Origin of the sequence: Rhodoferax lacus, from assembly GCF_003415675.1 — a bacterium.
Taxonomy (GTDB): Bacteria; Pseudomonadota; Gammaproteobacteria; order Burkholderiales; family Burkholderiaceae_C; genus Allorhodoferax; species Allorhodoferax lacus.
The window spans coordinates 1-26,998 of the sequence record NZ_QFZK01000032.1; the positions used below are offsets into that span (position 1 = coordinate 1).

At 62.9% G+C, this 26,998-nt stretch carries 31 protein-coding genes and 2 pseudogenes; 26 read left to right on the forward strand and 7 right to left on the reverse strand.

From position 1 onward, the window contains the following. Nucleotides 1–231 precede the first annotated feature (231 nt). From DIC66_RS23185 to DIC66_RS23530, 4 genes and pseudogenes are all read left to right on the forward strand, one after another. The gene (locus DIC66_RS23185; RefSeq protein ID WP_158558979.1) at nt 232–405 is read left to right on the forward strand and encodes a hypothetical protein; all 174 of its coding nucleotides are present in this window, start codon (nt 232–234) and stop codon (nt 403–405) included. Nucleotides 406–504: 99 nt separating this feature from the next. Beyond that, complete coding sequence (locus tag DIC66_RS21885) at nt 505–918, forward strand: MerR family transcriptional regulator (protein WP_117180306.1); 414 nt, start codon at nt 505–507, stop codon at nt 916–918. A 47-nt stretch (nt 919–965) separates the two neighbouring features. Beyond that, nucleotides 966–2,141 (forward strand): annotated as a pseudogene (locus tag DIC66_RS23525) (VIT domain-containing protein); the annotation flags it as partial. A gap of 621 nt (nt 2,142–2,762) precedes the next feature. Continuing rightward, nucleotides 2,763–2,888, forward strand: a pseudogene (locus DIC66_RS23530) (cell division protein FtsZ); the annotation flags it as partial. Between the two features lie 530 nt (nt 2,889–3,418). Here the strand turns inward: DIC66_RS23530 and DIC66_RS22995 are convergent. Beyond that, the gene (locus DIC66_RS22995) at nt 3,419–3,862 is read right to left on the reverse strand and encodes a hypothetical protein (RefSeq protein ID WP_233506067.1); all 444 of its coding nucleotides are present in this window, start codon (nt 3,860–3,862) and stop codon (nt 3,419–3,421) included. Here DIC66_RS22995 and DIC66_RS21895 point away from each other — a divergent pair. From DIC66_RS21895 to DIC66_RS21905, 3 genes are all read left to right on the forward strand, one after another. Beyond that, a complete protein-coding gene (locus DIC66_RS21895; protein ID WP_158558980.1) occupies nt 3,862–4,716 on the forward strand; it encodes an arginase family protein in 855 nt (284 codons plus the stop codon). The two genes, DIC66_RS22995 and DIC66_RS21895, sit on opposite strands and share 1 nt — an antisense overlap. Before the next feature lie 50 nt (nt 4,717–4,766). Further along, a complete protein-coding gene (locus DIC66_RS21900) occupies nt 4,767–4,973 on the forward strand; it encodes a hypothetical protein (protein WP_117180309.1) in 207 nt (68 codons plus the stop codon). Between the two features lie 68 nt (nt 4,974–5,041). Then, nucleotides 5,042–5,572, forward strand: a complete 531-nt coding sequence (locus tag DIC66_RS21905) for a YbjN domain-containing protein (RefSeq protein WP_117180310.1) — start codon at nt 5,042–5,044, stop codon at nt 5,570–5,572. 35 nt (nt 5,573–5,607) lie between these two features. Here DIC66_RS21905 and DIC66_RS21910 read toward each other — a convergent pair whose 3' ends face one another. Next, nucleotides 5,608–6,036, reverse strand: coding sequence for a DUF3293 domain-containing protein (locus DIC66_RS21910; RefSeq protein WP_117180311.1), 429 nt, complete (start codon nt 6,034–6,036; stop codon nt 5,608–5,610). Between the two features lie 12 nt (nt 6,037–6,048). After that, a complete protein-coding gene (locus tag DIC66_RS21915; RefSeq protein WP_117180312.1) occupies nt 6,049–6,555 on the reverse strand; it encodes a hypothetical protein in 507 nt (168 codons plus the stop codon). 208 nt (nt 6,556–6,763) lie between these two features. On the opposite strand from DIC66_RS21915, the gene relB reads away from it, so the two are divergent. After that, nucleotides 6,764–6,958, forward strand: a complete 195-nt coding sequence (relB, locus tag DIC66_RS21920; protein WP_117180313.1) for a type II toxin-antitoxin system RelB family antitoxin — start codon at nt 6,764–6,766, stop codon at nt 6,956–6,958. Then, a complete protein-coding gene (locus DIC66_RS21925; RefSeq protein WP_117180314.1) occupies nt 6,955–7,251 on the forward strand; it encodes a type II toxin-antitoxin system RelE/ParE family toxin in 297 nt (98 codons plus the stop codon). The genes relB and DIC66_RS21925 overlap by 4 nt, the downstream gene beginning before the upstream one ends. Before the next feature lie 50 nt (nt 7,252–7,301). Here DIC66_RS21925 and DIC66_RS21930 read toward each other — a convergent pair whose 3' ends face one another. Then, a complete protein-coding gene (locus DIC66_RS21930; protein ID WP_117180315.1) occupies nt 7,302–7,556 on the reverse strand; it encodes a UPF0175 family protein in 255 nt (84 codons plus the stop codon). A 603-nt stretch (nt 7,557–8,159) separates the two neighbouring features. On the opposite strand from DIC66_RS21930, the gene DIC66_RS21935 reads away from it, so the two are divergent. From DIC66_RS21935 to DIC66_RS21955, 5 genes are all read left to right on the forward strand, one after another. After that, the gene (locus tag DIC66_RS21935; RefSeq protein ID WP_117180316.1) at nt 8,160–9,326 is read left to right on the forward strand and encodes an ABC transporter substrate-binding protein; all 1,167 of its coding nucleotides are present in this window, start codon (nt 8,160–8,162) and stop codon (nt 9,324–9,326) included. Between the two features lie 67 nt (nt 9,327–9,393). Further along, nucleotides 9,394–10,275 carry a branched-chain amino acid ABC transporter permease gene (locus tag DIC66_RS21940; RefSeq protein ID WP_117180317.1) on the forward strand — a complete coding sequence of 294 codons (882 nt, stop codon included), beginning with the start codon at nt 9,394–9,396 and terminating at the stop codon, nt 10,273–10,275. Between the two features lie 2 nt (nt 10,276–10,277). Further along, on the forward strand, nt 10,278–11,150 hold the full coding sequence (locus DIC66_RS21945) for a branched-chain amino acid ABC transporter permease (protein WP_117180318.1): 873 nt from the start codon (nt 10,278–10,280) through the stop codon (nt 11,148–11,150). Further along, nucleotides 11,147–11,917 (forward strand): ABC transporter ATP-binding protein, encoded by a 771-nt coding sequence (locus tag DIC66_RS21950; RefSeq protein WP_420820514.1) that lies wholly within the window; start codon nt 11,147–11,149, stop codon nt 11,915–11,917. The genes DIC66_RS21945 and DIC66_RS21950 overlap by 4 nt, the downstream gene beginning before the upstream one ends. Beyond that, the gene (locus DIC66_RS21955; RefSeq protein WP_117180319.1) at nt 11,917–12,630 is read left to right on the forward strand and encodes an ABC transporter ATP-binding protein; all 714 of its coding nucleotides are present in this window, start codon (nt 11,917–11,919) and stop codon (nt 12,628–12,630) included. The genes DIC66_RS21950 and DIC66_RS21955 overlap by 1 nt, the downstream gene beginning before the upstream one ends. Here DIC66_RS21955 and DIC66_RS21960 read toward each other — a convergent pair. Further along, nucleotides 12,627–13,937 (reverse strand): acetyl-CoA hydrolase/transferase family protein, encoded by a 1,311-nt coding sequence (locus DIC66_RS21960; RefSeq protein WP_117180334.1) that lies wholly within the window; start codon nt 13,935–13,937, stop codon nt 12,627–12,629. The two genes, DIC66_RS21955 and DIC66_RS21960, sit on opposite strands and share 4 nt — an antisense overlap. Nucleotides 13,938–14,088: 151 nt before the next feature. On the opposite strand from DIC66_RS21960, the gene DIC66_RS21965 reads away from it, so the two are divergent. From DIC66_RS21965 to DIC66_RS21975, 3 genes are all read left to right on the forward strand, one after another. Further along, entirely contained in the window at nt 14,089–14,472 is a 384-nt protein-coding gene (locus DIC66_RS21965) for a methylglyoxal synthase (protein WP_117180320.1), read from the forward strand. Between the two features lie 100 nt (nt 14,473–14,572). Then, nucleotides 14,573–15,001 (forward strand): organic hydroperoxide resistance protein, encoded by a 429-nt coding sequence (locus tag DIC66_RS21970; RefSeq protein WP_117180321.1) that lies wholly within the window; start codon nt 14,573–14,575, stop codon nt 14,999–15,001. 63 nt (nt 15,002–15,064) lie between these two features. Beyond that, entirely contained in the window at nt 15,065–16,030 is a 966-nt protein-coding gene (locus DIC66_RS21975; RefSeq protein WP_117180322.1) for an MBL fold metallo-hydrolase, read from the forward strand. An 11-nt stretch (nt 16,031–16,041) separates the two neighbouring features. On the opposite strand, the gene DIC66_RS21980 is transcribed toward DIC66_RS21975, so the two are convergent. Then, nucleotides 16,042–16,662 carry a glutathione S-transferase family protein gene (locus DIC66_RS21980; RefSeq protein WP_117180323.1) on the reverse strand — a complete coding sequence of 207 codons (621 nt, stop codon included), beginning with the start codon at nt 16,660–16,662 and terminating at the stop codon, nt 16,042–16,044. Nucleotides 16,663–16,748: 86 nt separating this feature from the next. Continuing rightward, nucleotides 16,749–17,348: a hypothetical protein gene (locus DIC66_RS21985; RefSeq protein ID WP_147321384.1), complete on the reverse strand. Its 600-nt coding sequence runs from the start codon at nt 17,346–17,348 to the stop codon at nt 16,749–16,751. A 217-nt stretch (nt 17,349–17,565) separates the two neighbouring features. Between DIC66_RS21985 and DIC66_RS21990 the strand changes: the two genes are divergently transcribed. The 9 genes from DIC66_RS21990 to DIC66_RS22030 all read left to right on the forward strand — a co-directional run. Then, nucleotides 17,566–18,288: a FadR/GntR family transcriptional regulator gene (locus tag DIC66_RS21990; protein WP_158558981.1), complete on the forward strand. Its 723-nt coding sequence runs from the start codon at nt 17,566–17,568 to the stop codon at nt 18,286–18,288. 92 nt (nt 18,289–18,380) lie between these two features. Next, nucleotides 18,381–19,304: an SMP-30/gluconolactonase/LRE family protein gene (locus tag DIC66_RS21995; protein ID WP_117180326.1), complete on the forward strand. Its 924-nt coding sequence runs from the start codon at nt 18,381–18,383 to the stop codon at nt 19,302–19,304. Nucleotides 19,305–19,312: 8 nt separating this feature from the next. Then, nucleotides 19,313–20,242, forward strand: a complete 930-nt coding sequence (locus tag DIC66_RS22000) for a YncE family protein (RefSeq protein ID WP_117180327.1) — start codon at nt 19,313–19,315, stop codon at nt 20,240–20,242. Beyond that, on the forward strand, nt 20,239–21,771 hold the full coding sequence (locus DIC66_RS22005; RefSeq protein ID WP_117180328.1) for a sugar ABC transporter ATP-binding protein: 1,533 nt from the start codon (nt 20,239–20,241) through the stop codon (nt 21,769–21,771). The genes DIC66_RS22000 and DIC66_RS22005 overlap by 4 nt, the downstream gene beginning before the upstream one ends. Then, complete coding sequence (locus DIC66_RS22010; RefSeq protein WP_117180329.1) at nt 21,768–22,877, forward strand: ABC transporter permease; 1,110 nt, start codon at nt 21,768–21,770, stop codon at nt 22,875–22,877. Before DIC66_RS22005 ends, DIC66_RS22010 begins: the two co-directional genes overlap by 4 nt. A 49-nt stretch (nt 22,878–22,926) precedes the next feature. After that, nucleotides 22,927–24,036 (forward strand): ABC transporter substrate-binding protein, encoded by a 1,110-nt coding sequence (locus DIC66_RS22015; RefSeq protein WP_117180330.1) that lies wholly within the window; start codon nt 22,927–22,929, stop codon nt 24,034–24,036. A 109-nt stretch (nt 24,037–24,145) separates the two neighbouring features. Next, nucleotides 24,146–25,180 (forward strand): 4-hydroxythreonine-4-phosphate dehydrogenase PdxA, encoded by a 1,035-nt coding sequence (locus tag DIC66_RS22020; protein WP_117180331.1) that lies wholly within the window; start codon nt 24,146–24,148, stop codon nt 25,178–25,180. A gap of 28 nt (nt 25,181–25,208) precedes the next feature. Further along, nucleotides 25,209–26,405, forward strand: coding sequence for an L-rhamnonate dehydratase (locus DIC66_RS22025; RefSeq protein WP_117180332.1), 1,197 nt, complete (start codon nt 25,209–25,211; stop codon nt 26,403–26,405). Nucleotides 26,406–26,409: 4 nt separating this feature from the next. Further along, nucleotides 26,410–26,998 (forward strand): dihydrodipicolinate synthase family protein (locus DIC66_RS22030; protein ID WP_147321385.1); only part of this gene is annotated, 589 nt, incomplete at its 3' end.

Genomic DNA, 26,998 nt, shown 5'->3' on the forward strand with positions numbered 1-26,998 from the left:
GAGGGTTCCCACGTCTATCACTCCTAATCACCCCTGCTCAAAAATGAAGCAAGGATTGTGGATAACGTGGCTCAGTTTTCGACTGGAATTCCTACTTTTTTGGCCCAACCTTCATTTGGAATCAACACCGCAGATCCGAAACGAGTCAGGAGGTGACAAACCTGTAAAGGACTATAGTTATCCACAGTCACCAGACTAACTGTTGACTACAAGCCCCCTATCAAAATTGGATTGGCACTCACTGTCAAGATTCAATCGGCGTCAACAGCCCATGGGGTCTGTCTGGTGCAGACCACAGCCAATGGTCCGCGCAAGACCGTGTTCATTGAGGACGAAGCCGCGGCACATTGGCTGCAACAGCAGTTTGCGCTGAAGGGCATGGAAGTGGAAATCCGGTTCCTGTAGGTGCACAGGTACGCAACCATTGCCGCCAACCTGGTTTGACAATGCGTTTTATATTGATACACTAACGATGTATTAAACAAGTGGCGTTAATAAAACAGCATGTCCGATCCCGTCCAACACACCCTCAATGAACTCTGCGTCCTGGCCGATCTGCCGGTGCGCACGGTGCGTTATTACGTGCAGCACGGGCTTATCGACCGGCCGGTGGGGGAGACCCGGGCAGCACGCTATGGCGCGGCTCAGCTGGAGCAGCTGCTGCTGATCAAGAAGTGGAGCGCGGCCGGCGTGTCGCTGGAGCGCATCCGCGAGCTCTTGCAAGGTGTTGAAGCTGATGTGCCCGCGCGTGCCAGGCAGGCCGGCGCGGTAGAGGTGCACAGCCACCTGCATGTGGCCGATGGGCTGGAGGTGGTGATAGAGCCGGGCAGGGCGCAGCTCTCGCCCGAGCAGGTGCGTGCCTTCACGCGTGGCGTGATGGCGCTGTATGAATCGATTACAAAGGGGAAAACAAAATGAACGCAATGCGTCAGGCCGAAGTGGTGTGCGGTGGTGGTCAGCAGCCCATGCTGCTGGGTGTGCAGGCCCAGGGGGCGGTCAAGGGGCGGCTGCTGGCCATGCGCCTGCAGCAGCGCTTTCGCAATGCCAGCGATACCAACACCGAAATCAGCTACACCTTCCCCTTGCCCTTTGGCGCGGTGCTGATGGGTGTGGATGTGGAGCTCAATGGCAAAGCCCTCTTCGGCGAGGTCACTGCCAAAAACACGGCCCGCGCCCGCTATGAAGAGGCTCTCTCGGGGGGCAACTCCGGCATCCTGCTGGAGCACAATGCGGACCACAGCTACACGCTGGAGCTGGGCAACCTGATGGCGCGCGAGGCGTGCAGCATCACTGTGCGCTACGCCCAGGTGCTGCAGCTGGAGCAGGGCCAGATCCGGCTGATGCTGCCCACCACCATTGCGCCGCGCTATGGCAACCCCATCACCCAGGGGCGCTTGCAGCCGCACCAGGTGGCGGTGAGTGACCTCAGCGCCGAATACCCGTTTGACATCAGCATCACGCTGCATGGCGATCTGGCCAAGGCCAGCGTGGCCTCACCCAGCCACAAGGCGGCTTACCTCCCGCAGGGTGACGCTCTGGTCGTCCAGCTGGCGCAGCGCGGCTGCCTGGACCGCGACTTCATCCTCACGCTCAGCGATCTGCAAAGCCAGTCTGTGGCCCTGGCCTGCCCGGACGCCTGCGTGCCCGGCCAGACCGCCGTGATGGCAAGCTTCAGCCCGCAGCTGGAGGGCAGCACTGCGCAGGCCGTGGCCGCCAAGATTCTGGTGGACTGCAGCGGCTCCATGGCGGGTGACAGCATCGGCGCGGCCCGCAAGGCCCTGCACCGCATCGTGGCCACGCTGCAGGCGGCAGACCGCTTCAGCCTGTCGCGTTTTGGCGGCACGGTAGAGCACCGCAGCCGCGGCCTGTGGGGCGGCACGGCGCAGGCCAAGGCCTCGGCCACGCGCTGGATTGATGCGCTGGACGCCAACCTGGGCGGCACCGAAATGGAGGCTGCATTGGTGTCCACCATCGCCATTGCGCACCAGGGCAAGAGCGACATCCTGCTGGTGACCGATGGCGAGATCCATGGCATTGAAGACGTCATCGTCGTTGCCACCCAGTCGGGCCACCGTGTGTTCTTGGTGGCCATTGGTGCCAGCCCGGCCGAGGCGCACTTGCGCCGTCTGGCCATGGCCACGGGCGGCGCCTGCGACTTCGTGGCGCCCGGTGAAGATGTAGAGCCTGCTGTGCTGCGCATGTTCAGCCGCCTGCGCTTCAGCCGTGCCAGCCAGCTGCGGCTGGAATGGCCCGCAGGTACGGCTGTGCATTGGGCGCAGCCAGTGCCCGCGCAGGCCTTTGCAGACGATGCGCTCACCGTCTGTGCGTTCGTGGATGCAGCGCCCCTTCAGCAAGCCGGCCAGGTCCTGCGCCTGTGGGGCCGCCTGGACGGTGCGGACACCGAGGTGCTGCTGGCGCAGGCGGCTGTGGCCCTGGTGGAAAGCAGCGCCAACACGCTGGCACGGGTGGTGGCATCGGCCCAAGTGGCGCAAGCCACACACGACGCCGATGACCTGTTTGAGGGGCCAGCACAGGTGCAAGCCCTGGCCGTGCAATACCAGCTGGTCACAGAGCACACCAACTTCATCCTGGTGCACGAGCGCGCCGAGGCTGACAAGGCCCTGGACATGCCGCTGGCCCACCAGGTGCCACAGATGCTGGCAGCAGGCTGGGGCGGCACGGGCTCGGTCACCTTCTCTATGAAGCGGGCCTCCGTCTCTTTGAGCCTGCAGGTGGATGACATCGGCTTCGGTGTGCAGCACGGCAGCATGGCCGCCCCGTCCGTCTGGCGCACGACCCGCTCTGCAGCGTCAGCCCGCGTGGATGCCTTGAGTTCCGGTGGCATGGATGACTATGACATCCCCGCCTTCCTGCGCAAGCAGGCAGATGACGGCCCGCAATACCGCTACCGCAGCGCGCCCGATGACGCGGGCATCAGCCCGGCCGAGCTGTCAGACTGGTTGCAGGCCCACGCGCAAACCCAGTGGCCCAAGACCTACGCCGCATTGCGCCAGCTCGGGCTGGGTCTTGCCACCTGCGAATGGCTGGAGCTGGAAATTGGCAATGGGCAAAACGAAGCCGATGTGGTTGTGGCCTTTCTTGCGGCGGTGCTCGCATGCGGGCTCACCGCAGGGCAGGGAATCGGGCGCGCGGTGCTGGCTATCAAAACTGCGATGCGGCCTGCAAAGCAGCCGGTAGTCGATGCGCGCCTGATGGCTCTTGTTCGCAGCAGGCTTCAGGGGCTGCAGGCTTTGCAGTGGCCCGAGGCGGTGCGGAATTTTCCGCTCATGCTGGAGGCTTAAGTGGCGCTTGGCTGGACTTTTATAAAAGAGAAAAACCAGGCTCACGCCATGAGCCTGCAGGCATTTAACATTCACCTCGTCAAGCGGTTCCAACCTTGCTTTTTACGAGGAGAAAGTTACAATGGCCATTGCGCTGATTTACTTGTTAACTTGCAGAGCGCGTAAAAAATAACTGCTAAAGCAACCAAGCCCGCTTTGGCATTTTCGAGCCCCTTGCAGTCAACGCTGCAAGCCGTTCGCGATGGATGAAGTGGGCTTTTTTTGTTTGCAGCCCGCATTGAGAAATCGGTGTGGGCCAGTCGCTGGATTTGATCGACAGATTGCCAGAGCGACGCATAAATACTGGCTAAAGAACCGGCTCTCCAATCCGTTGGGAAGCCATTTTTCATAGTGACTTTTGGAGAGCTTTTTATGACCTGTTGCCACTGGTTCCCTTTGCGTTCGTAACGCACCCCTTTCGCTGACTTTTTACTGCGCATGCGCAGCCGCGTCCCGTTGCGGGAATGGGCTGGCCTGCGCCCGTCTATCCATGCATCAACCGTTCGAAGAAGGAATTTCAATGAAGGTTTTTTATCGCAAGGAGCAGACCGCTCCAGCCCAGCGTGCATCGCCCTCGGCCCACAAGCCGCGCCTGGTAGTGGAGGACTGGAAGGCGCACTTTGCCGAGTCCATCGAGCTATGCAGCTTTGAGCCGGCAACGCAAGAGCAGATTGCGCGTGCCCACCTGCCTGACTTTGTCAAAGGGGTGTTGGGCGGCAGCGTGGCCAATGGCTTTGGAAACCGCGACCCGGCCGTGGCCGCATCGATGCCCTTCACCTCGGGTTCCCTGCTGGCGGCGGCCGAATATGCCGTGCTGCACAGGCAGGCCGTGTGCTCGCCAACCTCCGGCTTTCACCACGCTTGCTATAGCGGAGCGGGCGGCTATTGCACCTTCAATGGCTTGATGGTGACGGCCCTGGCTTTGAAGGATGCCGGGCTGGTGGACCGCGTGGCGATTCTGGACTGTGACGCGCATTACGGTGACGGAACGGACAGCATCATCCGCACGCTGGGCATCGGCTGGATAGAGCACCACACGCAGGGCAACACCTTCTGGAATGCCGAGAGTGCTGCCAATGGAGCCTATGAACGATGGCTGGATGCGGCTTTGGCCAAGTGCCGCGGCTGCGATGTGGTGCTCTACCAGGCCGGCGCCGATCCGCATACCGATGACCCCTTGGGCGGCATCCTGACCACAGCGCAAATGCAGACACGTGACCGCACCGTATTCCAGCAGCTTGGCGCTGTGCCCTTGGTGTGGAACCTGGCCGGTGGCTACCAGGTGGTGCAGGGCGATACAGATGCGCAGCGCATGGAGCCGGTGCTGGCCCTGCACCGCCAGACCGCGCGGCTGCATGTGGAGATGTTTGGCTGACGGTGCGCTGCTGGCGCATCACCTATTTCTTAACCACTGAAAGGCAAACCATGAAAGCATTGATTACCCATGCCGGCGACTTCATTCGCCAGGTCGAACTCAAAGCGATAGTGCCCCAACCGGGCAGCTTCCATCTGCAGTTCAGCAGCCAGCTGACCTCGGCCCGCAACCCCGAGGAGTGGCAGCGCAATTTCGGGCTGATCCTCACGCGCGAAGAGCTGGGGGTGCTCAGGGACCTGATTGGCGCAGCTCTCTGACGGACCCACGTGAGGGGTGCAGGCCCCTCACTGGGCAACGATTCAATCTTGGCTTCAAGGAGAAGACGATGGGCAAAAAAAGTGATGTGGTGGATGTTGAAGCAGTGCCTGTGCAAACACAGGCCAGGACCCTGTTCGAGCGGGTCAGCGACTATGTGAATGCAAGTGGCTGGAGGTACACCACCCTGGCTGAGAATCGCTGTCTCTCAGTGGAACTGCGGCTGCGCAATGGCCATGTGAACGTTCTGGTCGAGACGGCGGAGGGGGAGGTGTGGTCCCGTGCGCTGGTGTATTGCAGCTATCCGGTCTATGTTCCCGAGCATCGGCGAGCGGCTGTTGCGGAGGCGCTGGTCCGCATCAACTACACGATCCATTGGGGCAGCTTTGATATGGACATGTGTGATGGAGAGGTGCGTACACGCATCGCTGTTGAAAGCGATCAGTTTATCGGCGAGGCCTTGATCGAATGTGCGTTCCGCAAATGTGTTGATCTGGCCAATCAATACCACGCGCCGATTTTGGCTTTGGCCTTTGGCAATGCACCAGCTGGCGATGTTCTGGAGATGGCAAGCCAGGGCAGTGGAGCAACCTTGCAATGAAGGGCGAGGCCGAAGTTCGCGATCAAGTGGCTTTTCTACCGCAACATCACCAACTCCGGCACCCCATCCACCCCACACCACACCACCGCGTTTTGCTCAAAGCGCGCACCCAGCACCTTGGCGGCCTCGCGTGACAGGCCCAGCACCAGGAAGCTGGCCTCGCCCGGCCATTGGTTCGATGGGTGTTGCCCCAAACCCACCAGATAGAAAAGGCCGCGCTGTTTCAGCTCCTGTGCCAGTGCGGCCTGGCGTGCGGCATTGGTTGATTCGTCCAAGGCCTGGCTGAACGGGTTGCAGGCTGTGATGAAGGCGCTGCACTCCACGTGTCTTGCTTTTTGCAGGGCAGTTAGTGCGTCGCTCGCTATGCCGATCTGCAACACAAATGGCTGCTCGCTCAGCACGTGGAAGTGTGTCTCGCGGTAAGCAGCGATGGTCTCGGGGCTGAGGGTGGAGTCTGTTTGCAAGATGCGCTCCGCTCAACGCTTGCCGATGCGGCGCAGGACATCCTGCGCTGCTCGCAAGTCCAGGGTGACTGGCTCCTCCACTTCAGAGTAGGGCATCTCCGCGCAGCAAAGCCGCTCGCGCTGCGCCAACGTTTCCAGCCAGGCATCGCCATACGCCACATACATCGGCAATTGGGTCAGGGCAGGGTGCTGGCGCAGCAGATACACAAAGCGTGGTGCGGGCTGGTTCAGCAGTGAGCCGAACAGGCCATCCAGCTGCGTGCTGACCAGATCACTGCCGCTGCCGTCCAGCCGGAAGCGCACGGTGCGGTTGATGTGAACGGTGAAGTGCGGGTCCAGGGGCTGTATCCGGACGTCGTAGTCGTGTGACAGATAGGCCAGGTTCCAGGCCTCGGGTGTGGTCAGCAGGCGCGAGGTGGAAGGCCCAAAGCTGGTGTTGCCTGTCGTCTTCGTATAGGTGGACAGGGGCCGGGGTGAATAGCGCAGAGTGGTTTGGTTGTTGGTGTGCGGTGCGGACATGGTGCGTGGGCCTGGTGGTGGTGGACACAGGCAGACTGTGCGGCACATGGGGCTCACTGCGCGAGCTTGGAGTGATAGACCTTTGTGGTGTCCCAGCCTCGCAGGCAGGGCTCGCCACGTTGGTGACCGGTTCGCTAAAGGAAGTTGGCTCAAGTTCAGTGCAAAGAGTAAACTTTGCCCAACGTGAGCAACGCTTGGAGGTTTTGATATGGATGCAACACATTCCCCGCTCGTCTCAGAATTCGAGACAGAAGAACAGGCCACCAGTTATGTGGCATGGGTCAAGGCCAAAGTGCAAGCAAGCCTTGAGGACACGCGCCCAAGCGTTCCGCATGATCAGGTGATGGCCGAAATGGAGGCAATCATTCTGGAAGCCGAGAGCCGCCAAACCCTAAAAAAATGACATTGCCGATTGTTTGGCGCGCCAGCGCGCGCAACGATTTGGCCGAAATCATCCGCTATGTGGCCAACGTCAATCCACTTGCAGCGCGGCGTTTACGTGAGGTGTTGATGGACTCCGTGCTGCCAACCTCCGAACATCCCTATCTGTATCGGCAGAGTCAGACCGTGCCAGCCTTGCGTGAAATTGTTGCGCACCCTAACTACATCGTCTACTACCGGGTTGCCGCTACATGTATTGAGGTGGTGAATGTTGTCCACACAAGGCGAGAGTTTCCAGGTGCCAATGGTGCGTAGGTCTGAAATTCTGCGCACCTGAACTTCGCTGAATCAACAGGAATAAACGATCACAACAACGCCGTTTCGCGCGTGAAGTCATCTTCGTTGTTGTCCAGCAAGGTGGCACCGGCTTGCATGGCTTGCAACAAAAAATGTGCCCGTGGAATGCCACACCACTTGGCCGCCATACCTGATGTCAGCTTGCCTTCCTTGAACAGGGCGGTGGCGGATTGCAGCTTGATCAGATCGCCAAAGCGCTGGGCGTCAAGATGCAGCCCAATCAAAATTTCCGGGGGAAATTCGATTTCGACGGTGTTCTTCATGGTGGCTCCAGAAGCGGAATTGCCGCATTGATGCCGTATTTTGATACGTTCGCACCCCGCACGTGTCCAGGTCCTTCACCCCCAAGCTCACGCCCTGAGCCTGCACCCCCCAACAATGCCCCCACAGCAAGCCGCAAGCGGTTTGCCAACGCCATGCCCGCAACACCCAACTCGCAAGGATTCCATGCTCGCCATTGCCTTTATTCGCGCCGTCTTGCTGTGCTGTGTACCTGCCAACGCCCGGCGCAAGAAGTGATGCGCTGCTGCATCGCCCGGAATGTGCGCTTGCGGGACAACTGACGGGAGGCTGAAGGCCTGCGGCCTCCCGCATGGTGAGATTCTGCGAAAAATCCATCCCCAATAAGTGTGAATGGATCTGTTGATAACTCTGGGACAGCTGTGCCAAACCCGCATGCCTATTGGGCTGGCACAAGATGCCTAAAAAGGATGCAGATCGTTTTTTGAAGTGTGTTAGAGCTTGCGCAATCGCAGGGCTTGGAATACACGCCCGGTATGGCCCCGCGATAGAATGCCGCTCCGGCCTGTTGACCAGGCTACACGCACACCTTCCTGCATTCATCCCCATCTTTTATCGGAGACACCATGCACCACGCTTCCCGCACTCCCGCAATGACACTCGCACTGACCCTGGCCATGGCCAGCGCAGGCCTGGTCCAAGCCGCCGACATCAAGCTCGGTGTGGCCGAGGCCCTGTCCGGTGGTGCTGCGCAATACGGCGTGGCCATCCGCAACGGCTTTCAGTTGGCGGCCGATGAAATCAATGCCAAGGGTGGCGTCAACGGCGACAAGCTGCAGCTCGTCATTGAAGACGAACAGGGCAAGAAGGAAGAGGCCATCAACGTGGTCAAGAAGCTGGTGTTCCAGGACAAGGTGCTGATGGTGTTTGGCCCCACGCTGTCCAACTCCATGTTTGCCGGCGGCCCTGTGGGCAATGCGGCCAAGACGGTGATGTTTGGCACCTCGGTTACCGCCAACGGCATCACCGACATCGGCCCCTATGTGTTCCGCAATTCGGTGATGGAGTCCGACGTGCTGCCCGTCACCGTGGCCACCGCGCAGAAGTTCTACAACCTCAAGAAGGTCGCCGTCATTTACGGCAATGACGACGCCTTCACCAAGAGCGGCTATGACGTTTTCAAGGGCGTGCTGGCTGAGCGCAACCTGCCCGTCACCACCACCGAGACCTATGTCAAGGGCGATGTGGACTTCAAGGCCCAGCTCACCAAGATCAAGGCCTCCGAGCCCGATGCTGTGGTCTGCTCCTGCCTGGCCGAAGAGGCCGCCAACATCATGATCCAGGCACGTGGCTTGGGCATCAAGTCGCCCTTCATTGGCGGCAATGGTTTCAACTCGCCCAAGCTGTTCGAGATCTCGCGCCTGGCAGGCGAGGGCACCTTTGTCGGCAGCCCCTGGTCCAACACCAACCCCGCGCCTGTGAACAAGGCCTTTGTGGCGTCGTATGCCAAGAAGTACAACGCCGAGCCCAACCAGTTCGCAGCGCAAGCCTATGACGCCCTGCACATCGTGGCCGCCACGCTCAAGGACATCAAGCTCTCGGGCGACCTGACCGCTGACCGCGAAGCCCTGAAGAACGCACTGCCCAAGGCCAGCATCAGCGGCGCCACCGGCCCCTTCAAGTTCCGCCCCGCCAAGACCAAAGACGGCAAGGTGGGTGGCTGGGATGCCGACCAGAAGCCCTTCATCTACGTGGTGCGCGGCGGCAAGTTCACCCTGTTTGAAGGCAAGTAAGCCCAGCACCGTCCTGCCTTGCAAAGGGCAGGGCCTGCGGCTTTGCCGCACCTGATACCCCACCACCATGCTTGAACAACAACTTCTCAACGCGCTGACGCTGGGCAGCGTGTATGCGCTGTTTGCCCTGGGTTTCACCCTGGTGTTTGGCGTGCTGGCCGTCATCAACCTCTCGCACGGCGCGCTCTTCATGGTGGGGAGCTATGCGGCACTGGCCATGGTGACCAAGCTGCAGGCACCGCTGTGGCTGGCCCTGCTGGGCGCCATGCTGGTGTGCGGCACGCTGGGGCTACTGATCGATGTGCTGGTGCTCAAGCCGCTGCGCTTGCGCAACGCACCGCACCTGATCCCCATGATCGCCACCATTGGTGTGAGCATCATGCTCACCACCACGGCCCAGGGCCTGTTTGGCGCCGAGGCCATGCGCTTCCCCGAAGGCACTTTGCCCGCTGGTGAATTCATCATTGGCGATGTGCATGTGCGCGCGCTGGAGATTGCCATCGTGGCCATTGCCTTTGTGCTGATGGCGGTGATGTTCACCATCCTCAAACGCACGCAGCTGGGCCGCGCGCTGCGTGCCATCTCCGAGTCGCCCAAGGCGGCCTGGCTCTTGGGCATTCCGGTTGAAAAGCTGTTCCACGCTACTTCGTTTGTGGCCGCAGCCCTGGGCGGTGTGGCCGGTGTGCTGATTGCATTGGACTTCAACGCCATCACACCCGGCATGGGCCAGCCCATGCTGCACAAGGGCATTGCGGTGATCATCCTGGGCGGCATGGGTGACATCCGCGGTGCGCTGATTGGCGGCCTGTTTCTGGGTTTTGCCGAGGTCATCAGCAAGGCTTACTTGTCCAGCCAGATGGGCGACGCGGTGGCCTTTGGCCTCTTGTTCCTGATCCTGCTGGTGCGGCCCGCAGGGCTGTTCGGGCGCCGGCTGGAAAGGAAGGCCTGAGCATGTCCTTGCCCCTCTGGTTCAATGATTTCTGGTCCACCTACAGCACCCTGGTGTTTACCGTGGGTGTGCACGCCATGCTGGCGCTGTCCATCTGGCTGACGCTGTCGTGCGGCCTGCTGTCGCTGGCCAATGCGGCCTTCATGGGCATTGGGGCCTATGCCTCGGCCCTGCTCACGCTGCAACTGGGCTGGCCCTTCCCGGCTGTGCTGCTGGCCGGTGGCCTGGCGCCTTCGGTGGTGGCCCTCATCATCGGTGTGCCGGTGCTGCGTCTCTCGGGCGTGTACCTGGCCATGGCCACGCTGGCCTTTGGCGAGGTGGTGCGCATCACCGTGCTCAACCTGGAGATCACCGGCGGCCCCGAAGGCCTCAACGGTATTCCGCTGGCCACTGAGGGCTGGCACATCGTGCTGCTGCTGGGCGCCACCATTTATGTGCTGCATCGGCTGCGCCGCTCCAAGGTGGGCCGTGCATTCGAGTCCATCAAGGAAGACGAAGTGGCCGCGCGCCTCATGGGCATCAATGTGGCCCGCTACAAGCTGCTGGCCTTTGTGCTGGGCAGCTTTATTGCCGGGGTGGCCGGTGCGCTCAACGCCCACTTCACCTTCTTCATCAGCCCGCGCGAATACGGCTTCGAAAACGCGGTGGACATCCTCACCATGACGGTGCTGGGCGGCACCTCCGGTCTGGTGGGCCCGATTCTGGGCGGCACCATCCTCACCCTGCTGCCAGAGCTGCTGCGCTTTTTGCATGACTTCCGCTCGCTGGTGAACGGCGCCGTGCTGGTGCTGGTGGTGCTGTTTCTGCCCAAGGGCATCTGGGAGCCGCGCCGCGTGCGGGCCTGGTGGACGCGCACTTTTGGAGTCGCCAAATGAGCGCCACCCTGTTATCCATCCGCCGCTTGAGCAAAAGTTTTGGTGGCCTGCACGTGCTGCAGGACGTGAACTTTGAAGTGCCCGCTGGCAGCATCTACGGCCTCATTGGCCCGAATGGCGCGGGCAAGACCACGGTGTTCAACCTGGTCACCGGCCTGCTGCAGCCCACGGGCGGCAACATCGATTTTCAGGGTGAGAGCCTGCTGGGCCTGCCCAGCCACCGCATCACCCACCGCGGCATTGCGCGCACCTTCCAGAACATCCGCATCTTCAAGGAAATGGACCTGCTGGAAAACGTGATGGTCGGCCTGCATGACCATCTGGAGTACGGCACTTTGGGCATGCTGTTCAACACCGCAGGTTACCGCCTGGCCGAGAAACGTGCCCGCGAACGCGCGCTCGAACTGCTCACCTGGGTGGGCCTGGACGGACGCGCGGATGTGCTGGCCGACAGCCTGTCGTATGGCGACCAGCGCAAGCTGGAGTTCGCCCGCGCACTGGCCACCGAGCCCAAGTTGCTCTTGCTGGATGAACCGGTGGCGGGCATGAACCCGTCCGAAAAAACCGTGCTGATGGAAGAGATACGCAACATCCGCGACCGGGGTTACGGCGTCTTCATGATCGAGCACGACATGCGCTTTGTCATGGGCCTGTGCGACCGCATCGCGGTGCTCAACTTCGGCCGCATCATCGCCGAGGGCACGCCCGATGCGATCCGCAACAACCCCGAGGTGATTGAAGCCTACCTGGGCAAGGAAGACGACTAATGACAACCTTGTTGCGCGTAAGCGACCTGGCCGTGGCCTACGGCCACATCGAAGCCGTCAAGGGCATTTCCTTCGAACTGCAGGCCGGTGACATCACCGCCCTGGTGGGTGCCAATGGCGCGGGCAAAAGCACCACGCTGCTGGCGCTCTCGGGCCTGCTCAAGGCCAGCCGTGGCAAGGTGGAGTTTGAAGGCGAAGACATCAGCCGCCTGGCACCCAACCAGATCGTGCAGCGCGGTGTGGTGCAGGTGCCCGAAGGCCGCGCCATCCTCACCACCATGACGGTGCTGGAGAACCTGCAGCTCGGCGCCTACAGCCGCAAGGACGTGGCCGGCATTGCCAGCTCACTCGAAGAAGTCTTTGCCTTGCTGCCGCGCCTCAAAGACCGCGCCACGCAGTATGCCGGCAACCTGTCGGGCGGCGAGCAGCAGATGCTGGCCATTGGCCGCGCCCTCATGGCCAAGCCCAAACTGCTGCTGTTGGACGAGCCTTCCATGGGCTTGGCGCCCATCCTGGTGCAGGAGATCTTCCGCACGCTGGTTGCCATCAACCGCAGTGGCCTGTCGGTGCTGCTGGTGGAGCAGAACGTGCGCCAGGCCCTCAAGATTGCACGCCAGGGTTTTGTGATTGAGACCGGCCGGATCGTGCTGGCCGACACCGGCGCCCAGCTGCTGGCCGACCCGCGCGTGGAAGCGGCTTATCTCGGCGGCTAGAAAAAGCCCTTGGGTATCTGCCCGTTTGCATAGGCCTCGCGCTCCAGCTCTTCGCGGAAGTCGGGGTGGGCTATGGCAATCAGGGCTTTGGCCCGCTCGGCCACCGACTTGCCCTTCAGGTTGGTCAGCCCGTATTCGGTAGCCACATACATGATGTCCGAGCGCGGTGTGGTGACGATGTTGCCCGTGGTCAGCGACGGCACGATGCGGCTGCGCCGCACGCCATTCTTTTCATAGGTAGACGCCAGGCAGATGAAAGACTTGCCGCCCTTGGAGGCATAGGCCCCGCGCACAAACTGCAGCTGTCCACCCGTGCCACTGATGTGGCGAAAGCCATCGGACTCGGAGGCCGCCTGGCCCTGCAAGTCCATTTGCGTGGTGTTGTTGATGGACACCATGTTGTCGTTCTGCATGATGTTTTGCGGCAGGTTGGTGTAGTCCACCGGGTGGAAGTGGAAGTCCGGGTTGCGGTTGATGCCCTCGTACAGATAGCGTGAGCCCAGCGCAAAGGTGGTGACGATCTTGCCCACGTCGAGCTGCTTGCGCGCACCGGTGATCAGCCCGGCGCGGTACAGGTCCATGATGCCGTCGGTCAGCATTTCGGTGTGCACGCCCAGGTCGCGTACGCTGCTTTCGCTCAGCAGGCTGCACACGGCATTGGGCATGCCGCCTATGCCGATCTGCAGGCAGTCGCCGTCCTGAATTTCGCCGGCAATCAGGTGCGCCACGGCGCGGTCCACATCGCTGGGTGGCGGGTTGGGCAACTCGGCCGCCGGGTTGGCGTTGCCTTCGATGATGTAGTGCACCTGGCTCACATGCACGCCGGTCTGCCCGCCCAGCACATAGGGCAGGCCGCTGGACTCTTCCACAATCACCACGCGTGCACGGTCGATCACCGCCTGGTGCCACAGGGTGGCTGCGCTGTAGTTGAAGAAGCCGTTCTCGTCCATGGGGCAGGTCTTGATGACCACGATGTCGACCGGCTCAATGAAGCGGCGGTAGTAGTCCGGAATTTCGCCCAGGTTGACCGGCAGGTAGTTGACGATGCCGGCATCGTGCTTGCGCCTGTCGTAGCCTGAGAAGTGCAAGTTCACCCAGTGGAAGTGTTCGCCCAGAGGGTCGGCCTCCAGCACGGCGCGGGGCCGCACCGTCAGACAGGAGCGGATCTTGACGCTACGCAGCTCGTCCTTGCGCGCTGCCAGCGCGATGTCAAACACATCCGGCTGGCCCAGCGAGGCGCCGTAGTCCAGCCACATGCCCGAGGTGACCATTTCTGCTGCCTGCTGTGCCGTGATTCGTTGTGCCATGTGCTGTGCTCTCCCGGGTGTACTGAATTGGTCTTCCAGTGTAGCCAGAATGCCGGGCACTTCACCAAAAGAGCTTTGCATGTAACTGCGGTGCCGCTACATTGCGGGGCACCTTGGCAGTTTGCCCATTCACCCCTTCAAAGTATCTTTTATGAAACATCGCCTGGCCCTCATAGCCCACGACAACAAGAAGGCCGACATGGTGGCCCTGGCCCGCGAGTTCGCGCCTTTTTTGCAGCTGTGCACCTTGTGCGCCACCGGCACTACGGGCGGACGCCTGGCCAATGAAGTGGGTCTGCAGGTGGAGCGCATGCTCAGCGGCCCCATGGGCGGCGACCTGCAGATCGGCGCGCGCCTGGCCATGGGCGAGGTGGATGCCATCATCTTCCTGCGCGACCCGATGACGCCGCAGCCCCACGAGCCCGACATCAACGCCTTGGTGCGCGCCTGCGATGTGCATGACGTGCCCTGTGCCACCAACCTGTCCACCGCGCGGCTGATGCTGCTGCAGTGGATGCAGCAGTCGCCCGTCTGAATTGACCCTGTGGGATCAGTGGCATAGGGGCCAGCGCAGGGCGTGGCGGGCAATAACTGGCACCATGCGGCCCTTGTCAACCATACAGAGCCCCCACACCATGACCACACAACTCGACAAAGTTCTCTACACCGCCCATGCCCACACCACCGGCGGACGTGAAGGCCGCTCGGTCTCCGACGACGGCCTGCTGGACGTCACCCTCACACCCCCCAAGGCCATGGGCGGTGCCGGCACCGCCACCAACCCCGAGCAGCTGTTTGCCGCCGGTTATTCCGCCTGCTTCATGGGCGCCCTCAAGCACGTGGCCTCGCTCAAAAAAGTGGCCGTGCCTGCGGATGCCGCCATCGATGCCAGCGTCGACATCGGCCCCATCCCGGCCGGCTTTGGCATTGCCGTGCGCCTGGCCATCAGCCTGCCCGGCGTGGACCGCGCTGTGGCCCAGGATCTGGTGGACGCGGCCCACCAGGTCTGCCCCTACTCCAACGCCACCCGCGGCAACATTGATGTGGCGCTGAGCCTGGTCTGAGCGCGGGCTGCCAGGAGCAGCCGCACTGTCAAACACTGCTTTCACCCCCCAGGAGATCAATACATGAACACCCTTTCCAAATCGCTGCTGGGCGCCGTTGCCCTGGCCTGTGCCGCCTGGTCCGGAATGGCGCAAGCCGAAGCCCCCATGGTCAAGACCCAGGCGCCCGGTTACTACCGCATGATGCTGGGTGACTTCGAGGTCACCGCCTTGTCGGATGGCACGGTCAAGTTGCCTGTGCTCAAGCTGCTGGCCGGTGCCAAGCCCGAAGTGCTACTGGCCGCGCTGCAAAAAGGTTATCTGAAGGAGACGGTCGAGACCTCGGTCAACGGCTATCTGGTCAACACCGGCGCCAAGCTGGTGCTGATTGACACGGGTGCCGCCGGCCTGTTCGGACCCACCTTGGGCAACCTGGTGGCCAACCTCAAGGCGTCGGGCTACAAGCCCGAGCAGGTGGACGAGATCTACATCACCCACATGCACCCCGACCACGTGGGCGGCCTGATGGCGGACGCCGCACTGGCCTTCCCCAATGCCGTGCTGCGCATCGATAAGGCCGACACCGACTTCTGGCTGAGTGAGGCCAACCTCAAGGCCGCACCCGACGGCAACAAGGGCTTCTTCCAGGGGGCCATGGCTTCGGTCAACCCCTATGTGAAGGCCGGCAAGCTCAAGACCTTTGAGGGCAATACCGAGCTCACGCCCGGGATCCGCACCCTGTCCACTGCAGGCCATACGCCCGGCCACACCGTGTACGCCATCGAGAGCCGGGGCGAGAAGCTCGCACTCTGGGGCGACCTGATGCACGTGGCAGCCGTGCAGTTTGCTGACCCCAAGGTCACCATCGCCTTTGACACCAACAGTGCACAGGCGCTAGAGGCCCGTGAGAAGGCTTTTGCCGATGCCGCAAGCCAAGGCTATGTGATTGGCCTGTCGCATGTGGCCTTCCCCGGTCTGGGCCATTTGCGCATGGCTGACGACAAGCAGGGCTACACCTGGGTGCCGTTGAACTACTCTTCGTTGAAGTAGGTCCGGCTGCTTCAGCCCGCCAGACGTGCGTAGTACTGCGCAATGGCAGGTGTCTCTCCCACCCGGCGCATGTGGGCGTTGAGCAAGGGCGCCACCTGTTCCACCACGTCCGTGGGCACATGGTCCAGGTTGCCGGAGCCCAGGCCGCGTACATAGCCAAACACCTTGAGGTCTGCCACCGTAAGGCGGTTGTCGGCAAAGTACTGGCCGCCATGCGCTTGCAACTGGCTTTGCAGCCAGCGCAGGTACACGGTCAGGGGGCCCGCCACAAAGGCCGTGCGTGCGTCCTTCAGGGCGTCGCCGGTCAGGCCAAAGGTGGCCGCCAGCTTGATGGTGATGTCTTCCACCGCGCCCAGCACCTCGTCACACAACAGCGCCTGGTAGGTATCCGTCGGATACAAACCGGCCAGCTTGCCCACGTAGCGGGTGATGGCATCGCTCTGGGTTATCTGCACGCCGTCCACATGCAGGGTGGGCACCTGGCCAAAGGGTGTGGACTTGCGCACCTCGGCAAACTCAGGAAAGGCAAAGCGCTTGTCTTCGAATGATATGCCGCCCAGGCACAGGGCCAGGCGTGCGGGTTCGCCGCGGCCGCCGTTGAAATCGAAGTAGGTGAGGGTGAGCTGGCTCATGGCGTGGATCTTTCAAGGGGTTGTGGCGTCAAGCGGTCGGCGCGGACGCGCCGGGCCAGATTCTAGGCCCCGCTTTCGCCTTGCGGCTAGAACTTGCGCCGCCAGCCCAGGGCCACAAAGTCCTCGCCATTGGCACCGTAGTCGTTGAGCCGGTCGTAGATGGTGCAGCGGTGGTGCAAGCGCACAAACACCTCCCAGGATTTTTCCTGGGGCGGTGCCACGGCCACTTCCAGCATCAGGAAGCTCAGCCACTGACTGCCCCGGCCGTCAGGCCCGCGCTCCAGCGGGCTGATGGCAGTGGTGTACGACAGGCCTATGGGGCCTGCGCGCACGGCGGTCTGCAAGTGCTCGTTCCAGGGGAAGCCACTCCAGCGCAGCACCGGCACCAGCGCCACCTCCTGCAGGCTGGCCTGGCCCCATTGCTGGCCCACCATGCCGTCGAGCTCCAGCGCCAGCGGCCATGATTCAGACTTCCACAGCGTCTTGCTGGCAGTCAGTGCCAGCAGGTACTGGTCCTTGTAGCCGGCGCGGCCATTCAGGAAGCCGGCAGGCTCGGTGTCGTAGTACGGGCCGCCATACACGCCCAGGCTCCAGCCGGAATCTTGCGCCCAGGCGCTGGCGGGCCAGAGCAGAGCAGCCATGCAGGCCACGCACAGGGCCTGCCACCAACGCCGGATTGCATGCATGGTTCACCCTTTCTCGCCACACGCTGTGGCATGGCTGCAAGTTACGGATGGCGCATGGTATGCCGCTTGCGATTCCGCAAGCAAAGTGGGGCCAAGGCGCGATGTCCACTCTTTTAAGGGAAAACCCCAGTGCCGCACCATCGGGCAACTGGTACGATGGCCCTACCAGCTGACCACCACCAACCACAGTCAATCCACCTCCAAGTCACCCTCCCGCATGGAACTCATAGACCGCATCCCCGGCGAACACGGCCGCGTCAGCAAGCGCACCGTCAAGGACCAGATCAGCGACAAGCTCGCCTACATGATCCATTCCGGTTTGCTGCGCGCGGGTGATGAGTTGCCCTCCGAGCGCCACCTGGCCACCACGCTGGAGGTCTCGCGCGAGACCGTGCGCGCCGCCATCGGCGTGCTGCATGCCCGCCGCATGGTGGACGTGAGCCAGGGCGCGCGCACCCGCGTGCTGGGCCCCGGCCTCTTGTCCATGCACGAGTCGGTCAGCACCCTGGGCAACCTGAAGGACCGCAGCTTCGAGGAGGTCACCGAGGCCCGTGCCGCGGTGGAGCTGCAGGTCATCTGGCTGGCGGCCCAGCGCATTACTGACAACGAGCTGGCCCGCCTGAGCCTGCTGGTGGCCGACCAGGAGCTCATGCTCAAAGACCCGGTGGGCTTCCAGATCTCCGACCGCGAATTCCACACCACGCTCTACAAGAGCTGTGGCAACGGGCTGCTGGTGGATGTCGTGTCCGACTTCTATGACTACGCGCTGGAATACCGCCGCCGCGCCCTGCAGCGCCCCGGCGCCATCCGCCACAGCGTGCAGGATCACCGCGCCATCGTCGAGGCCCTGAAGACCCGCAAGCCCGATGTCGCCGTGGCCGCCATGCGTGCCCACCTCGATCAGGTGCAGAAGACCACCATGAAAGAGATGGCGAACTAAATGATGCCCCCACGTTCGTCCACTGCGTGTGACTCTCTGCCCCCCAAGGGGGCGCGGCCCTCCCTTGGGGCGGCCCGGCGGGAGGTCCAGCCATGACCATCGAAATATTCGATCCCCGCGCAGAGGGCCTGGTCCCCGCCACAGAGACACTGCAGCGCCTGGCCACCGGTGCCGCTTGGAGCGAAGGCCCGATCTGGATGCAGGAAGACAGCAGCCTGCTGTGGAGCGACATCCCCAACAACCGCATGCTGCGCTGGCACGCCGACGAGGGCATGACGGTATGGCGCGAGGCCATCGAATTCACCAACGGCCACACCCGCGAGGCCGATGGTTCGCTGCTGCACTGCTCGCACGGTCACCGTGCCATTGTGCGCACCCGCCAGCCCCTAGGCCCCCACAAGGCGGTGGACGAGATCGTGGTCGACCGATTCCAGGGCAAACGCCTGAACTCGCCCAACGATGTGGTGGTCAAGCGCGACGGCAGCATCTGGTTTACCGATCCGCCCTATGGCATTGCCTCCAACCACGAAGGCCATCAGGCCGAGTCCGAGCTGGGTGTGAATTACGTGTTCCGCTACGACCCGGTCAGTGGCTCGCTCACCGCCGTGAGCGACTTCGTGGAAGAACCAAACGGCCTGGCCTTCACGGCCGATGAGTCGCAGCTGTATGTCTCGGACACCTCGGCCGCGCTGCGCAAAGATGGCAGCGGCAACCACCACATCGTGCGCTTTGATGTGGTGGATGGCAAAGCCTTGGCCAACCCGCAGATCTTTGCTGTGGTCAACCCCGGCTTGTCCGACGGCTTTCGCCTGGACAGCCGCGGCTGGCTCTACACCAGCAGCGCCGACAGCGTGCAGGTCTACCACCCGGACGGCACACGTCTGGCAAAAATCGCCGTGCCCGAAAAGGTGGGCAACCTCACCTTTGGTGGTGCTGCGCGCAACGAACTCTTCATCTGCGCCAGCACCTCGCTGTACCGCATCCGCCTGAACGCCACCGGCATTCAAACCCCTTAAGGAAACCCATGGCCCGAGATACCCTGCTTCTGGTTGAAAAATGCTCGCACTGCTTCAGCTGGTACGACATCGAAAGCGGTGAGCGCCTGCGCTCATTGCAGCTGCCCGACTACCCGCACGAGTTTGTGACCGACAGTGCCGAGCACTACGCCTACGTGGGCCACTACGGGGTGGAGACCTCGGGCCATGTGGGCGAGGGCGGTCATTCACTCCTGCAGATCGACATTCGTTCGTCCCAACTGGTACGGTCAATAGACCTGTCGCCCTTCAACCGCATCCACGGCCTGCAGATGGATGCGCAGGACCGGCTCTACGCCCTGAGCGAAGAGAAGTCCACCCTGCTGGTGCTGGAGCAGCCCGCCACCGACACCGCGCCGCGCCGGGCCGTGCCCTCGGGCGGCATCAAGAGCCATCTGTTTGCCCTGAGCCGCGACGGCCAGACGGCTTACTGCATGAACCTGCTCAGCCACACCGTCACCAAGGTCAAGCCCTGGGACCCGCTGTTCGCGCCGCTGGCCTGCCACCCCGGCCAGAAGCCCGAGGGCTACTGCCTGAGCGCTGATGAGCAGACCCTGTTTGTCAGCAACCGCTGGAGCAACACGCTCAGCGCCATCGACACCGCCAGCATGACCGTGAAGTACGAGGCCCCCTCGCGCGACGACGTCACCCGCCTGTACCGCGCAAACGACGGCCGCATGTTCACCAGCAACTACGGCGACCGCAGCCTGTCCGTCGTCAACCCCGCCACCCTGCAGGAGACCGCCTACCTGCCGCTGGGCGGGCGCTGCATTGCGCTGACCTTCCACCCCACCAAGCCACTGGCCTTTGTGTCGCTGGACTCGGACCGCGTGGCCGTGCTGGACCTCACCGAGCTCAAGATCCTGCGCTATATCGCCACACAAAAAGAGCCCGATGTGTCCAAGGTGGTGCTGCTGTGACGGCCCCGGTGCTGGAGTTTCGCGGCGTCAACAAGCGCTTTGGCGGCACGCAGGCGGTGGCCGATATCACGCTGGATGTGCGTGCCGGCGAGATCCTGGCTCTGCTGGGCGAGAACGGCGCGGGCAAGTCCACACTGATCAAGCTGCTGGCGGGCATCTACCCGTCCGACAGCGGTGAGATATTGTTTGAGGGCCGCCCCCAGTCGCAGTGGCGCAGCAAGGACCGCTCCAAGCAACCCGTGTCCTTCATCCACCAGGACCTGGGCCTGGTGGAGTGGATGACGGTCACAGAAAACGTGGCCCTGGGCATGGGCTACGCCAAACGCTTTGGCCTGATTGACTGGAAGGCCGCCGATGCCCGGGCGCGCCGCGTGATGCAGCGCGTGGGCTGCGATATTGACCCTTCGCGGCGCATCTTCTCGCTCACCCGCGCCGAGAAATCGCTGCTGGCCATTGGCCGCGCGCTGGAGGTGCAGGCCCGCGTGCTGGTGCTCGACGAGCCCTCGGCCAGCCTGCCCATGGCCGATGTGGAACGCCTGTTTGGCGTGCTGCGCAGCCTGCGCGCGCAGGGTATGGCCATGGTCTATGTGTCGCACCGGCTCGATGAGGTGATGGCCATCTCTGACCGCGCGGCCGTCATGCGCGACGGCAAGCTGGTGGGCATCCGCGAGACCGCCAAAACCGACACCAGCGAGTTGGTGCATCTGATTGTGGGCAAGTCACTCTCCAAGACCGTGCGCCGTGCCAAGTCCGATGGCACGGGTGCGGTGGTGCTGGAACTCAAAGGCGCTGCCAGCGGCAATGCGGGCCCCTTGAATCTGGCCATCCGGCAAGGCGAAGTGCTGGGCCTGATTGGCCTGCGCGGTGCCGGCCATGAAGCCATCAGCCGCGCCATCTTCGGGCGCGAGCCGCTGTCGGCCGGCAGCATGCACATGGGTGGCAAACCGGTGGTCTTCAGGACCCCGGCGCACGCCATTGCCGCTGGCATTGCCTACGTGGCCAGCGAGCGCCTGGACGAAAACCTGGCACCGGCCATGAGCGTGCTGGAGAACCTGTTCCCTAACCCGCGCCTGAATGGCGAGCGCGGCCTGGCGTTTGACCGGCGCCAGCGCGAGGGTGACAGCGCCATGCGCCTGATCAAGCTGTTTGATGTGAACCCGCCCGCACCGCAGGCGCAGGCGCAGCAGCTGTCGGGTGGCAACCAGCAGAAGGTGGTGCTGGCGCGCTGGTTCAACCTGAACAAGGCGCTGGTGGTGCTGGAGGAGCCCACCGCCGGTGTGGACGTGGGCGCCAAGCGCCAGATCTACGAGATCGTGCGCGAGCGCGCCGATGCGGGAACCGCCATTGCCGTGGTGTCCACCGACTTTGAGGAAGTGGCCACTGTCTGCACCCGTGTGCTGGTGTTCCGCAACGGCCTGATTGCCGCCGAACTCACCGGTGAGGCCATCACCGTGGAAAACCTTTTGACCCTGGCGGCCGGTGGCATAGCCCACGCCGCCCAAGCAACAACTGAACTGGAGACCGCATGACCACATCCATCCAATCCACTGCCCTGGAGCCGGACAACGCGCTGGACGGCGACGCCGCCAGCCTGCTGCAACGCCTGGTGCGCGCCATGCCGGTCTATGGCCTGGTGGTGTTGACCCTGGGCCTGGCCCTGCTGTTCTCACTGCTGCTGCCCGACACCTTTCCCACGCTCTTCAACCTGCGCGCCATTCTGGCCGACAAGTCGGTGATCGCCATCCTGGCGCTGGCTGCGACCATTCCCATGATCACCGGCAAGATCGACCTCACGGTGGGCTACGGCATCGTGCTCTGGCACATCCTGGCCATCAGCCTGCAGACCAAGTTTGGTGTGCCCTGGCCCGTGGCCGTGGCCATCGTGATTGCCTGCTCGGCGCTGTTTGGCGTGCTCAACGGCCTCTTGGTGGAGATGGCGCAGATCGACTCGTTTATTGCCACCCTGGGCACCGGCACCGTGATCTACGCGGTGGCCATGTGGCACAGCGGCGGGCGCCAGGTGGTGGGCGAATTGCCCGAGGGCTTTGTCGACATTGCCGGGGGCAACTTCCTGGGCTTGCCCATCGGCGCCTTCTATGTGCTGATTGTGAGTGTGTTGATGTGGCTGGTAACCGAGTTCACACCACTGGGCCGCGCGCTCTACGTGATTGGCGCCAACCCCAAGGCCGCGCAGCTCAACGGCATTGCGGTGCGCAAGCATGTGATGGGCGCCTTTGTGGCGTCTGGTGCGCTCTCGGGTTTTGCCGGTGTGCTGCTGGCCTCGCGCCTGCAGATCGGGCAGGCCAGTGTGGGCCTGGAGTTCTTGCTGCCCGCGCTGGTGGGTGCCTTCCTGGGCTCCACCACTATCAGGCCCGGGCGCGTCAACGTCTGGGGCACGCTGGTGGGCGTGGCCATCCTGGCCATTGGCATCTCGGGCATCCAGCAGTTTGGCGGCGCCTTCTTTGTCGAGCCACTGTTCAATGGCCTGACGCTGCTGGTGTCGATTGGCATTGCCGGTTGGGCGCAGCAGCGGCGCAACCATTCCATCAAACGCCGCATTGCAGAGCGCCAGCTCACCGACGCCCCCGCGCCCGCTACGGTGGCGCCCTCCAGTTCCCCCTCCACCGCTGGGTAAGCGGTACCCCTTGCAATTCCCCCTCTCATCAAAAAATCAGGAGACATCCATGAAAAAATTCAGTGCCCGCCTGGGCGCCATTGCGATAGCAGTCACAGCCGCCAGCTTTGCCAGCCAGGCCCTGGCCGACGAGTTTCTGGATATGGCCAAGAAGAAGGTGGAAGTGGCCACCATGTCCAAAAGCACCTGGGACGGCCCCACCACAGGCCCCAAGGCCGCTGCTGCCAAGACCATTGTGTTCGTGGCCGCTGACCTGAAGAACGGCGGCATTCTGGGCGTCTCCAAGGGCGTCGAAGAAGCGGCTGCAGCCATTGGCTGGAATGTGCGCGTGCTCGACGGCCAAGGCTCTGTCAGTGCCCGCACTGCTGCGCTGAACCAGGCCCTGGCTCTGAAGCCCGGCGGCATTGTGGTGGGCGGCTTTGACACCACGGAACAAAAAGTGGCGTTCGAGAACGCCTCCAAGGCCGGCATCCCGCTGGTGGGCTGGCACTCCGGTGAAAAGCCCGGCCCCAACACCACGGCCGGCCTGTTTGCCAACGTGACCACCACGGCCGATGACGTATCCGAAGTGGCCGCCCTGTCTGCCGTGGCCGACTCCGGTGGCAAGGCCGGTGTGGTGATCTTCACCGACTCGCAGTACGCCATTGCCGTCTACAAGGCGCGCGCCATGGAAGCCGTCATCAAGAAATGCGGCGGCTGCACGGTGCTGAGCTTTGAGGACAGCCCCATCTCGGAGAGCTCCACCCGTATGCCCCAGCTCACCACTTCGCTGTTGCAGCGCTTTGGTGACAAGTGGACGCATTCGTTGGCCATCAATGACCTGTACTTCGACTTCATGGGCAGCTCGCTGCAGGCCGCTGGCAAGAAGGGCGATGGCACGCCGAAGGCCGTGTCTGCCGGTGACGGCTCGGAAGCTGCTTACCAGCGCATCCGCAGCAAGCGCTACCAGGCCGGCACCGTGCCCGAGCCGCTCAACATGCAGGGCTGGCAGATTGTGGATGAGCTCAACCGCGCCTTCGCCAAGGTGGCCTGGTCTGGCTACGTCCCCAAGGTGCACCTGGTGACCGCGGACAACGTGGGCAAGGACGGCGGACCCAAGAACCTGTTTGACCCCGACAACGGCTACCGCAACGAGTACAAAAAAATCTGGGCCAAGTAAGCCTGTCGCCGGGCCACAGCGTTTGCGCTGTAGCCCGGCTTCTCTTGCGCTACAGCCCGGCTTTATTGCATGTTTTCCAGCTCCATCTTCTTCCTCTGAAACAACCGACATGACCGAACCGCTTTCCCAAACCGCAGGCCCCGCATTGCCCGTAGTGGCCGTCACCCTGGGCGACCCTGCCGGCATAGGCCCCGAACTGGTGGCCCGCCTGCTGGCGCGCGCTGATCTGCTGGCCCTGGCCAATGTGGTGCTGGTGGGCGATGCGTGGCTGTGGGACGAAGGCCAGGCCATTGCGGGCCTGCAGGTGCCCACACAGCGGGTTGGCAGTTTTGCCGAGGTGCGCGGGCGCAGTTCCACCGCCATGCCCGCCTTCCTGCCCATGGATACCGTGCGGCCCGAGCAGGTGGTACGCGCGCAGGCCGGTGCTGCCGGTGGCGCCTCGGTGCTGGCCGTGCTGGACAGCTGCATGGATGCCACGCTGGCCGGCCACATCGACGCCATCACCTTCGCGCCGCTCAACAAGCACGCCATGAAGCTCGGCGGCCTCAAGCACGAGGACGAGCTGCACCACTTTGCCCAGCACCTGGGTGTCACTGGCTATTTCTGCGAGTTCAACACCCTGAACGGCCTGTGGACCTCGCGCATTTCCTCGCACGTGCCCCTGAAGGACGTGCCCAAATACCTGGACCAGCAGCGCATCATTGACGCCGCGTCCCTCATCTACAAGTCCTTGCAGCAAAGCGGCAATGCCACACCGCGTGTGGCCGTGGCAGGCTTCAACCCGCACAACGGCGACGGCGGCACCTGTGGGCGCGAAGAGATCGACATCATTGCACCGGCCGTGCAAAAGCTGGCGGCCCTGGGCCTGCCGGTGCAGGGGCCGTTCCCTGCCGACACCATTTTTCTGAAGGCGCGCGCAGGCGAGCTCGATGCCATCGTCACCATGTACCACGACCAGGGCCAGATCGCCATCAAGCTGATGGGCTTCTCGCAGGGCGTGACCGTGCAGGGCGGCCTGCCCATCCCCATCACCACACCGGCCCACGGCACCGCCTTTGATATTGCGGGCCAGGGAAAAGCCAATGTGGACGCCACCGCCAACGCCTTCAAAATCGCCTGCCGCATGGGCCAGGCCCGTCTTTAACCGCCACCACACACCAAGAGGACCCACCATGAAAATCAAATCCGTCCGTGCCCGCGTCTACGAATGGAAGGGCAAGACCGTTCCGCCCCAGGGCAACTTCTGCTCCAACGCCATGGACCTGGTCTATGACAACAAGGCCAACCGGCATGCCGCGGGCAGCGACACCATGAACACCTTCCGCTTCCACTGCTGGACGGTGGTGGAGGTGGAGACGGATGACGGCATCATCGGCCTGGGCAACGTGGCCCTGGCGCCGCGCATTGCCAAGGCCATCATTGACGAATACCTCACGCCCCTGGTGCTGGGCCAGGACCCGTGGGACTACGAATACCTGAACCAGCGCATGTACCGCGCCACCCACGCCTGGGGCCGCAAGGGCGTGGGCATGGCGGCCATCTCGGCCATCGACATCGCCATCTGGGACATCCTGGGCAAGTCGGTGGGCAAGCCGGTGTTCAAGCTGCTGGGCGGACGCACCAAGGAAAAAATTCCCTGCTACTACAGCAAGCTCTACCGCACCGATATCAAAGACCTGCAGGCCGAGGCACAGAAGTTCAAGGACCAGGGTTTCAGGGCCTTCAAGATGCGCTTTGGCCACGGCCCCGCGCACGGCCAGCAGGGCGTGGTGGAGAACCTGAAAGCCGTGGAAGCGGTGCGCGAAGTCATTGGCTACGACAACGACCTGATGCTGGAGTGCTACATGGGCTGGAACCTGGAATATGCCAAGCGCATGCTGCCCAAGCTGGAAAAATTCCAGCCACGCTGGCTGGAAGAACCGGTGATTGCCGACGACATCGACGGCTATGCCGAGCTCAACCAGCTCACCAGCATTCCCATCTCGGGCGGCGAGCACGAGTTCAGCCTGTATGGCTTCAAGCAGCTGCTGGACCGCAAGGCCGTGAGCGTGGTGCAGTACGACACCAACCGCGTGGGCGGCATCACCATGGCGCACAAGATCAACGCGCTGTGCGAGGCCTACAGCGTGCCCGTCATCCCGCACGCCGGGCAGATGCACAACTACCACCTCACCATGAGCAGCCTGAACTGCCCTATGAGCGAGTACTTCCCCATCTTCGATGTGGAAGTGGGCAATGAGTTGTTCTATTACATCTTCGACGGCGACCCTGCCGCTGAAAACGGCTTCCTGCAACTCGATGACAACCTGCCGGGCCTGGGTCTGACTTTGAAGACCGAGTACCTGGACCACTTCACCATCACGGAGTAGCCGCATGTACTCCTTGTCTGCGCCCCGCTTGCGGGGTGTGTTTCCGGTCGTCCCGACCACCTTCACCGAGTCCGGCGCGCTGGACTTGCCAAGCCAGCTGCGTTGCGTCGATTTCATGATCGAGGCCGGTTCCACCGGCCTGTGCATCCTGGCCAACTTCTCCGAGCAGTTTGTGCTCTCCGACGAAGAGCGCGAGGTGCTGACACAGGCCATCCTGAAGCACGTGAACGGCCGCGTGCCGGTGATCGTCACCACCACGCATTTCGGCACCGAGGTCTGTGCCCAGCGCAGTGTGCGCGCCCAGGAGGCTGGTGCCGCCATGGTGATGGTGATGCCGCCTTACCACGGTGCCACCATCCGCGTGAGTGAAGAAAAAATCTACGAGTTTTACGCCCGCCTGTCGGATGCCATCCACATCCCCATCATGATCCAGGACGCACCGGTCAGCGGCACGCCGCTCTCGGCGGCCTTCCTGGCGCGCATGGCCAAGGAAATCGAGAACGTCTGCTACTTCAAGATCGAAACCGCAGGGGCGGCCTCCAAGCTGCGCGAGCTGATCCGCCTGGGCGGCGAAGCCATCGAAGGGCCGTGGG

Coding starts and splice junctions, on each gene's coding strand:
- DIC66_RS21885 (WP_117180306.1), top strand. CDS start 505: ATGTCCGATCCCGTCCAACACACCCTCAATGAACTCTGCGTCCTGGCC.
- DIC66_RS21895 (WP_158558980.1), top strand. CDS start 3,862: ATGAAGGTTTTTTATCGCAAGGAGCAGACCGCTCCAGCCCAGCGTGCA.
- DIC66_RS21900 (WP_117180309.1), top strand. CDS start 4,767: ATGAAAGCATTGATTACCCATGCCGGCGACTTCATTCGCCAGGTCGAA.
- DIC66_RS21905 (WP_117180310.1), top strand. CDS start 5,042: ATGGGCAAAAAAAGTGATGTGGTGGATGTTGAAGCAGTGCCTGTGCAA.
- DIC66_RS21915 (WP_117180312.1), bottom strand. CDS start 6,555: ATGTCCGCACCGCACACCAACAACCAAACCACTCTGCGCTATTCACCC.
- relB (WP_117180313.1), top strand. CDS start 6,764: ATGGATGCAACACATTCCCCGCTCGTCTCAGAATTCGAGACAGAAGAA.
- DIC66_RS21925 (WP_117180314.1), top strand. CDS start 6,955: ATGACATTGCCGATTGTTTGGCGCGCCAGCGCGCGCAACGATTTGGCC.
- DIC66_RS21930 (WP_117180315.1), bottom strand. CDS start 7,556: ATGAAGAACACCGTCGAAATCGAATTTCCCCCGGAAATTTTGATTGGG.
- DIC66_RS21935 (WP_117180316.1), top strand. CDS start 8,160: ATGCACCACGCTTCCCGCACTCCCGCAATGACACTCGCACTGACCCTG.
- DIC66_RS21940 (WP_117180317.1), top strand. CDS start 9,394: ATGCTTGAACAACAACTTCTCAACGCGCTGACGCTGGGCAGCGTGTAT.
- DIC66_RS21945 (WP_117180318.1), top strand. CDS start 10,278: ATGTCCTTGCCCCTCTGGTTCAATGATTTCTGGTCCACCTACAGCACC.
- DIC66_RS21950 (WP_420820514.1), top strand. CDS start 11,147: ATGAGCGCCACCCTGTTATCCATCCGCCGCTTGAGCAAAAGTTTTGGT.
- DIC66_RS21955 (WP_117180319.1), top strand. CDS start 11,917: ATGACAACCTTGTTGCGCGTAAGCGACCTGGCCGTGGCCTACGGCCAC.
- DIC66_RS21960 (WP_117180334.1), bottom strand. CDS start 13,937: ATGGCACAACGAATCACGGCACAGCAGGCAGCAGAAATGGTCACCTCG.
- DIC66_RS21965 (WP_117180320.1), top strand. CDS start 14,089: ATGAAACATCGCCTGGCCCTCATAGCCCACGACAACAAGAAGGCCGAC.
- DIC66_RS21970 (WP_117180321.1), top strand. CDS start 14,573: ATGACCACACAACTCGACAAAGTTCTCTACACCGCCCATGCCCACACC.
- DIC66_RS21975 (WP_117180322.1), top strand. CDS start 15,065: ATGAACACCCTTTCCAAATCGCTGCTGGGCGCCGTTGCCCTGGCCTGT.
- DIC66_RS21980 (WP_117180323.1), bottom strand. CDS start 16,662: ATGAGCCAGCTCACCCTCACCTACTTCGATTTCAACGGCGGCCGCGGC.
- DIC66_RS21985 (WP_147321384.1), bottom strand. CDS start 17,348: ATGCATGCAATCCGGCGTTGGTGGCAGGCCCTGTGCGTGGCCTGCATG.
- DIC66_RS21990 (WP_158558981.1), top strand. CDS start 17,566: ATGGAACTCATAGACCGCATCCCCGGCGAACACGGCCGCGTCAGCAAG.
- DIC66_RS21995 (WP_117180326.1), top strand. CDS start 18,381: ATGACCATCGAAATATTCGATCCCCGCGCAGAGGGCCTGGTCCCCGCC.
- DIC66_RS22000 (WP_117180327.1), top strand. CDS start 19,313: ATGGCCCGAGATACCCTGCTTCTGGTTGAAAAATGCTCGCACTGCTTC.
- DIC66_RS22010 (WP_117180329.1), top strand. CDS start 21,768: ATGACCACATCCATCCAATCCACTGCCCTGGAGCCGGACAACGCGCTG.
- DIC66_RS22015 (WP_117180330.1), top strand. CDS start 22,927: ATGAAAAAATTCAGTGCCCGCCTGGGCGCCATTGCGATAGCAGTCACA.
- DIC66_RS22020 (WP_117180331.1), top strand. CDS start 24,146: ATGACCGAACCGCTTTCCCAAACCGCAGGCCCCGCATTGCCCGTAGTG.
- DIC66_RS22025 (WP_117180332.1), top strand. CDS start 25,209: ATGAAAATCAAATCCGTCCGTGCCCGCGTCTACGAATGGAAGGGCAAG.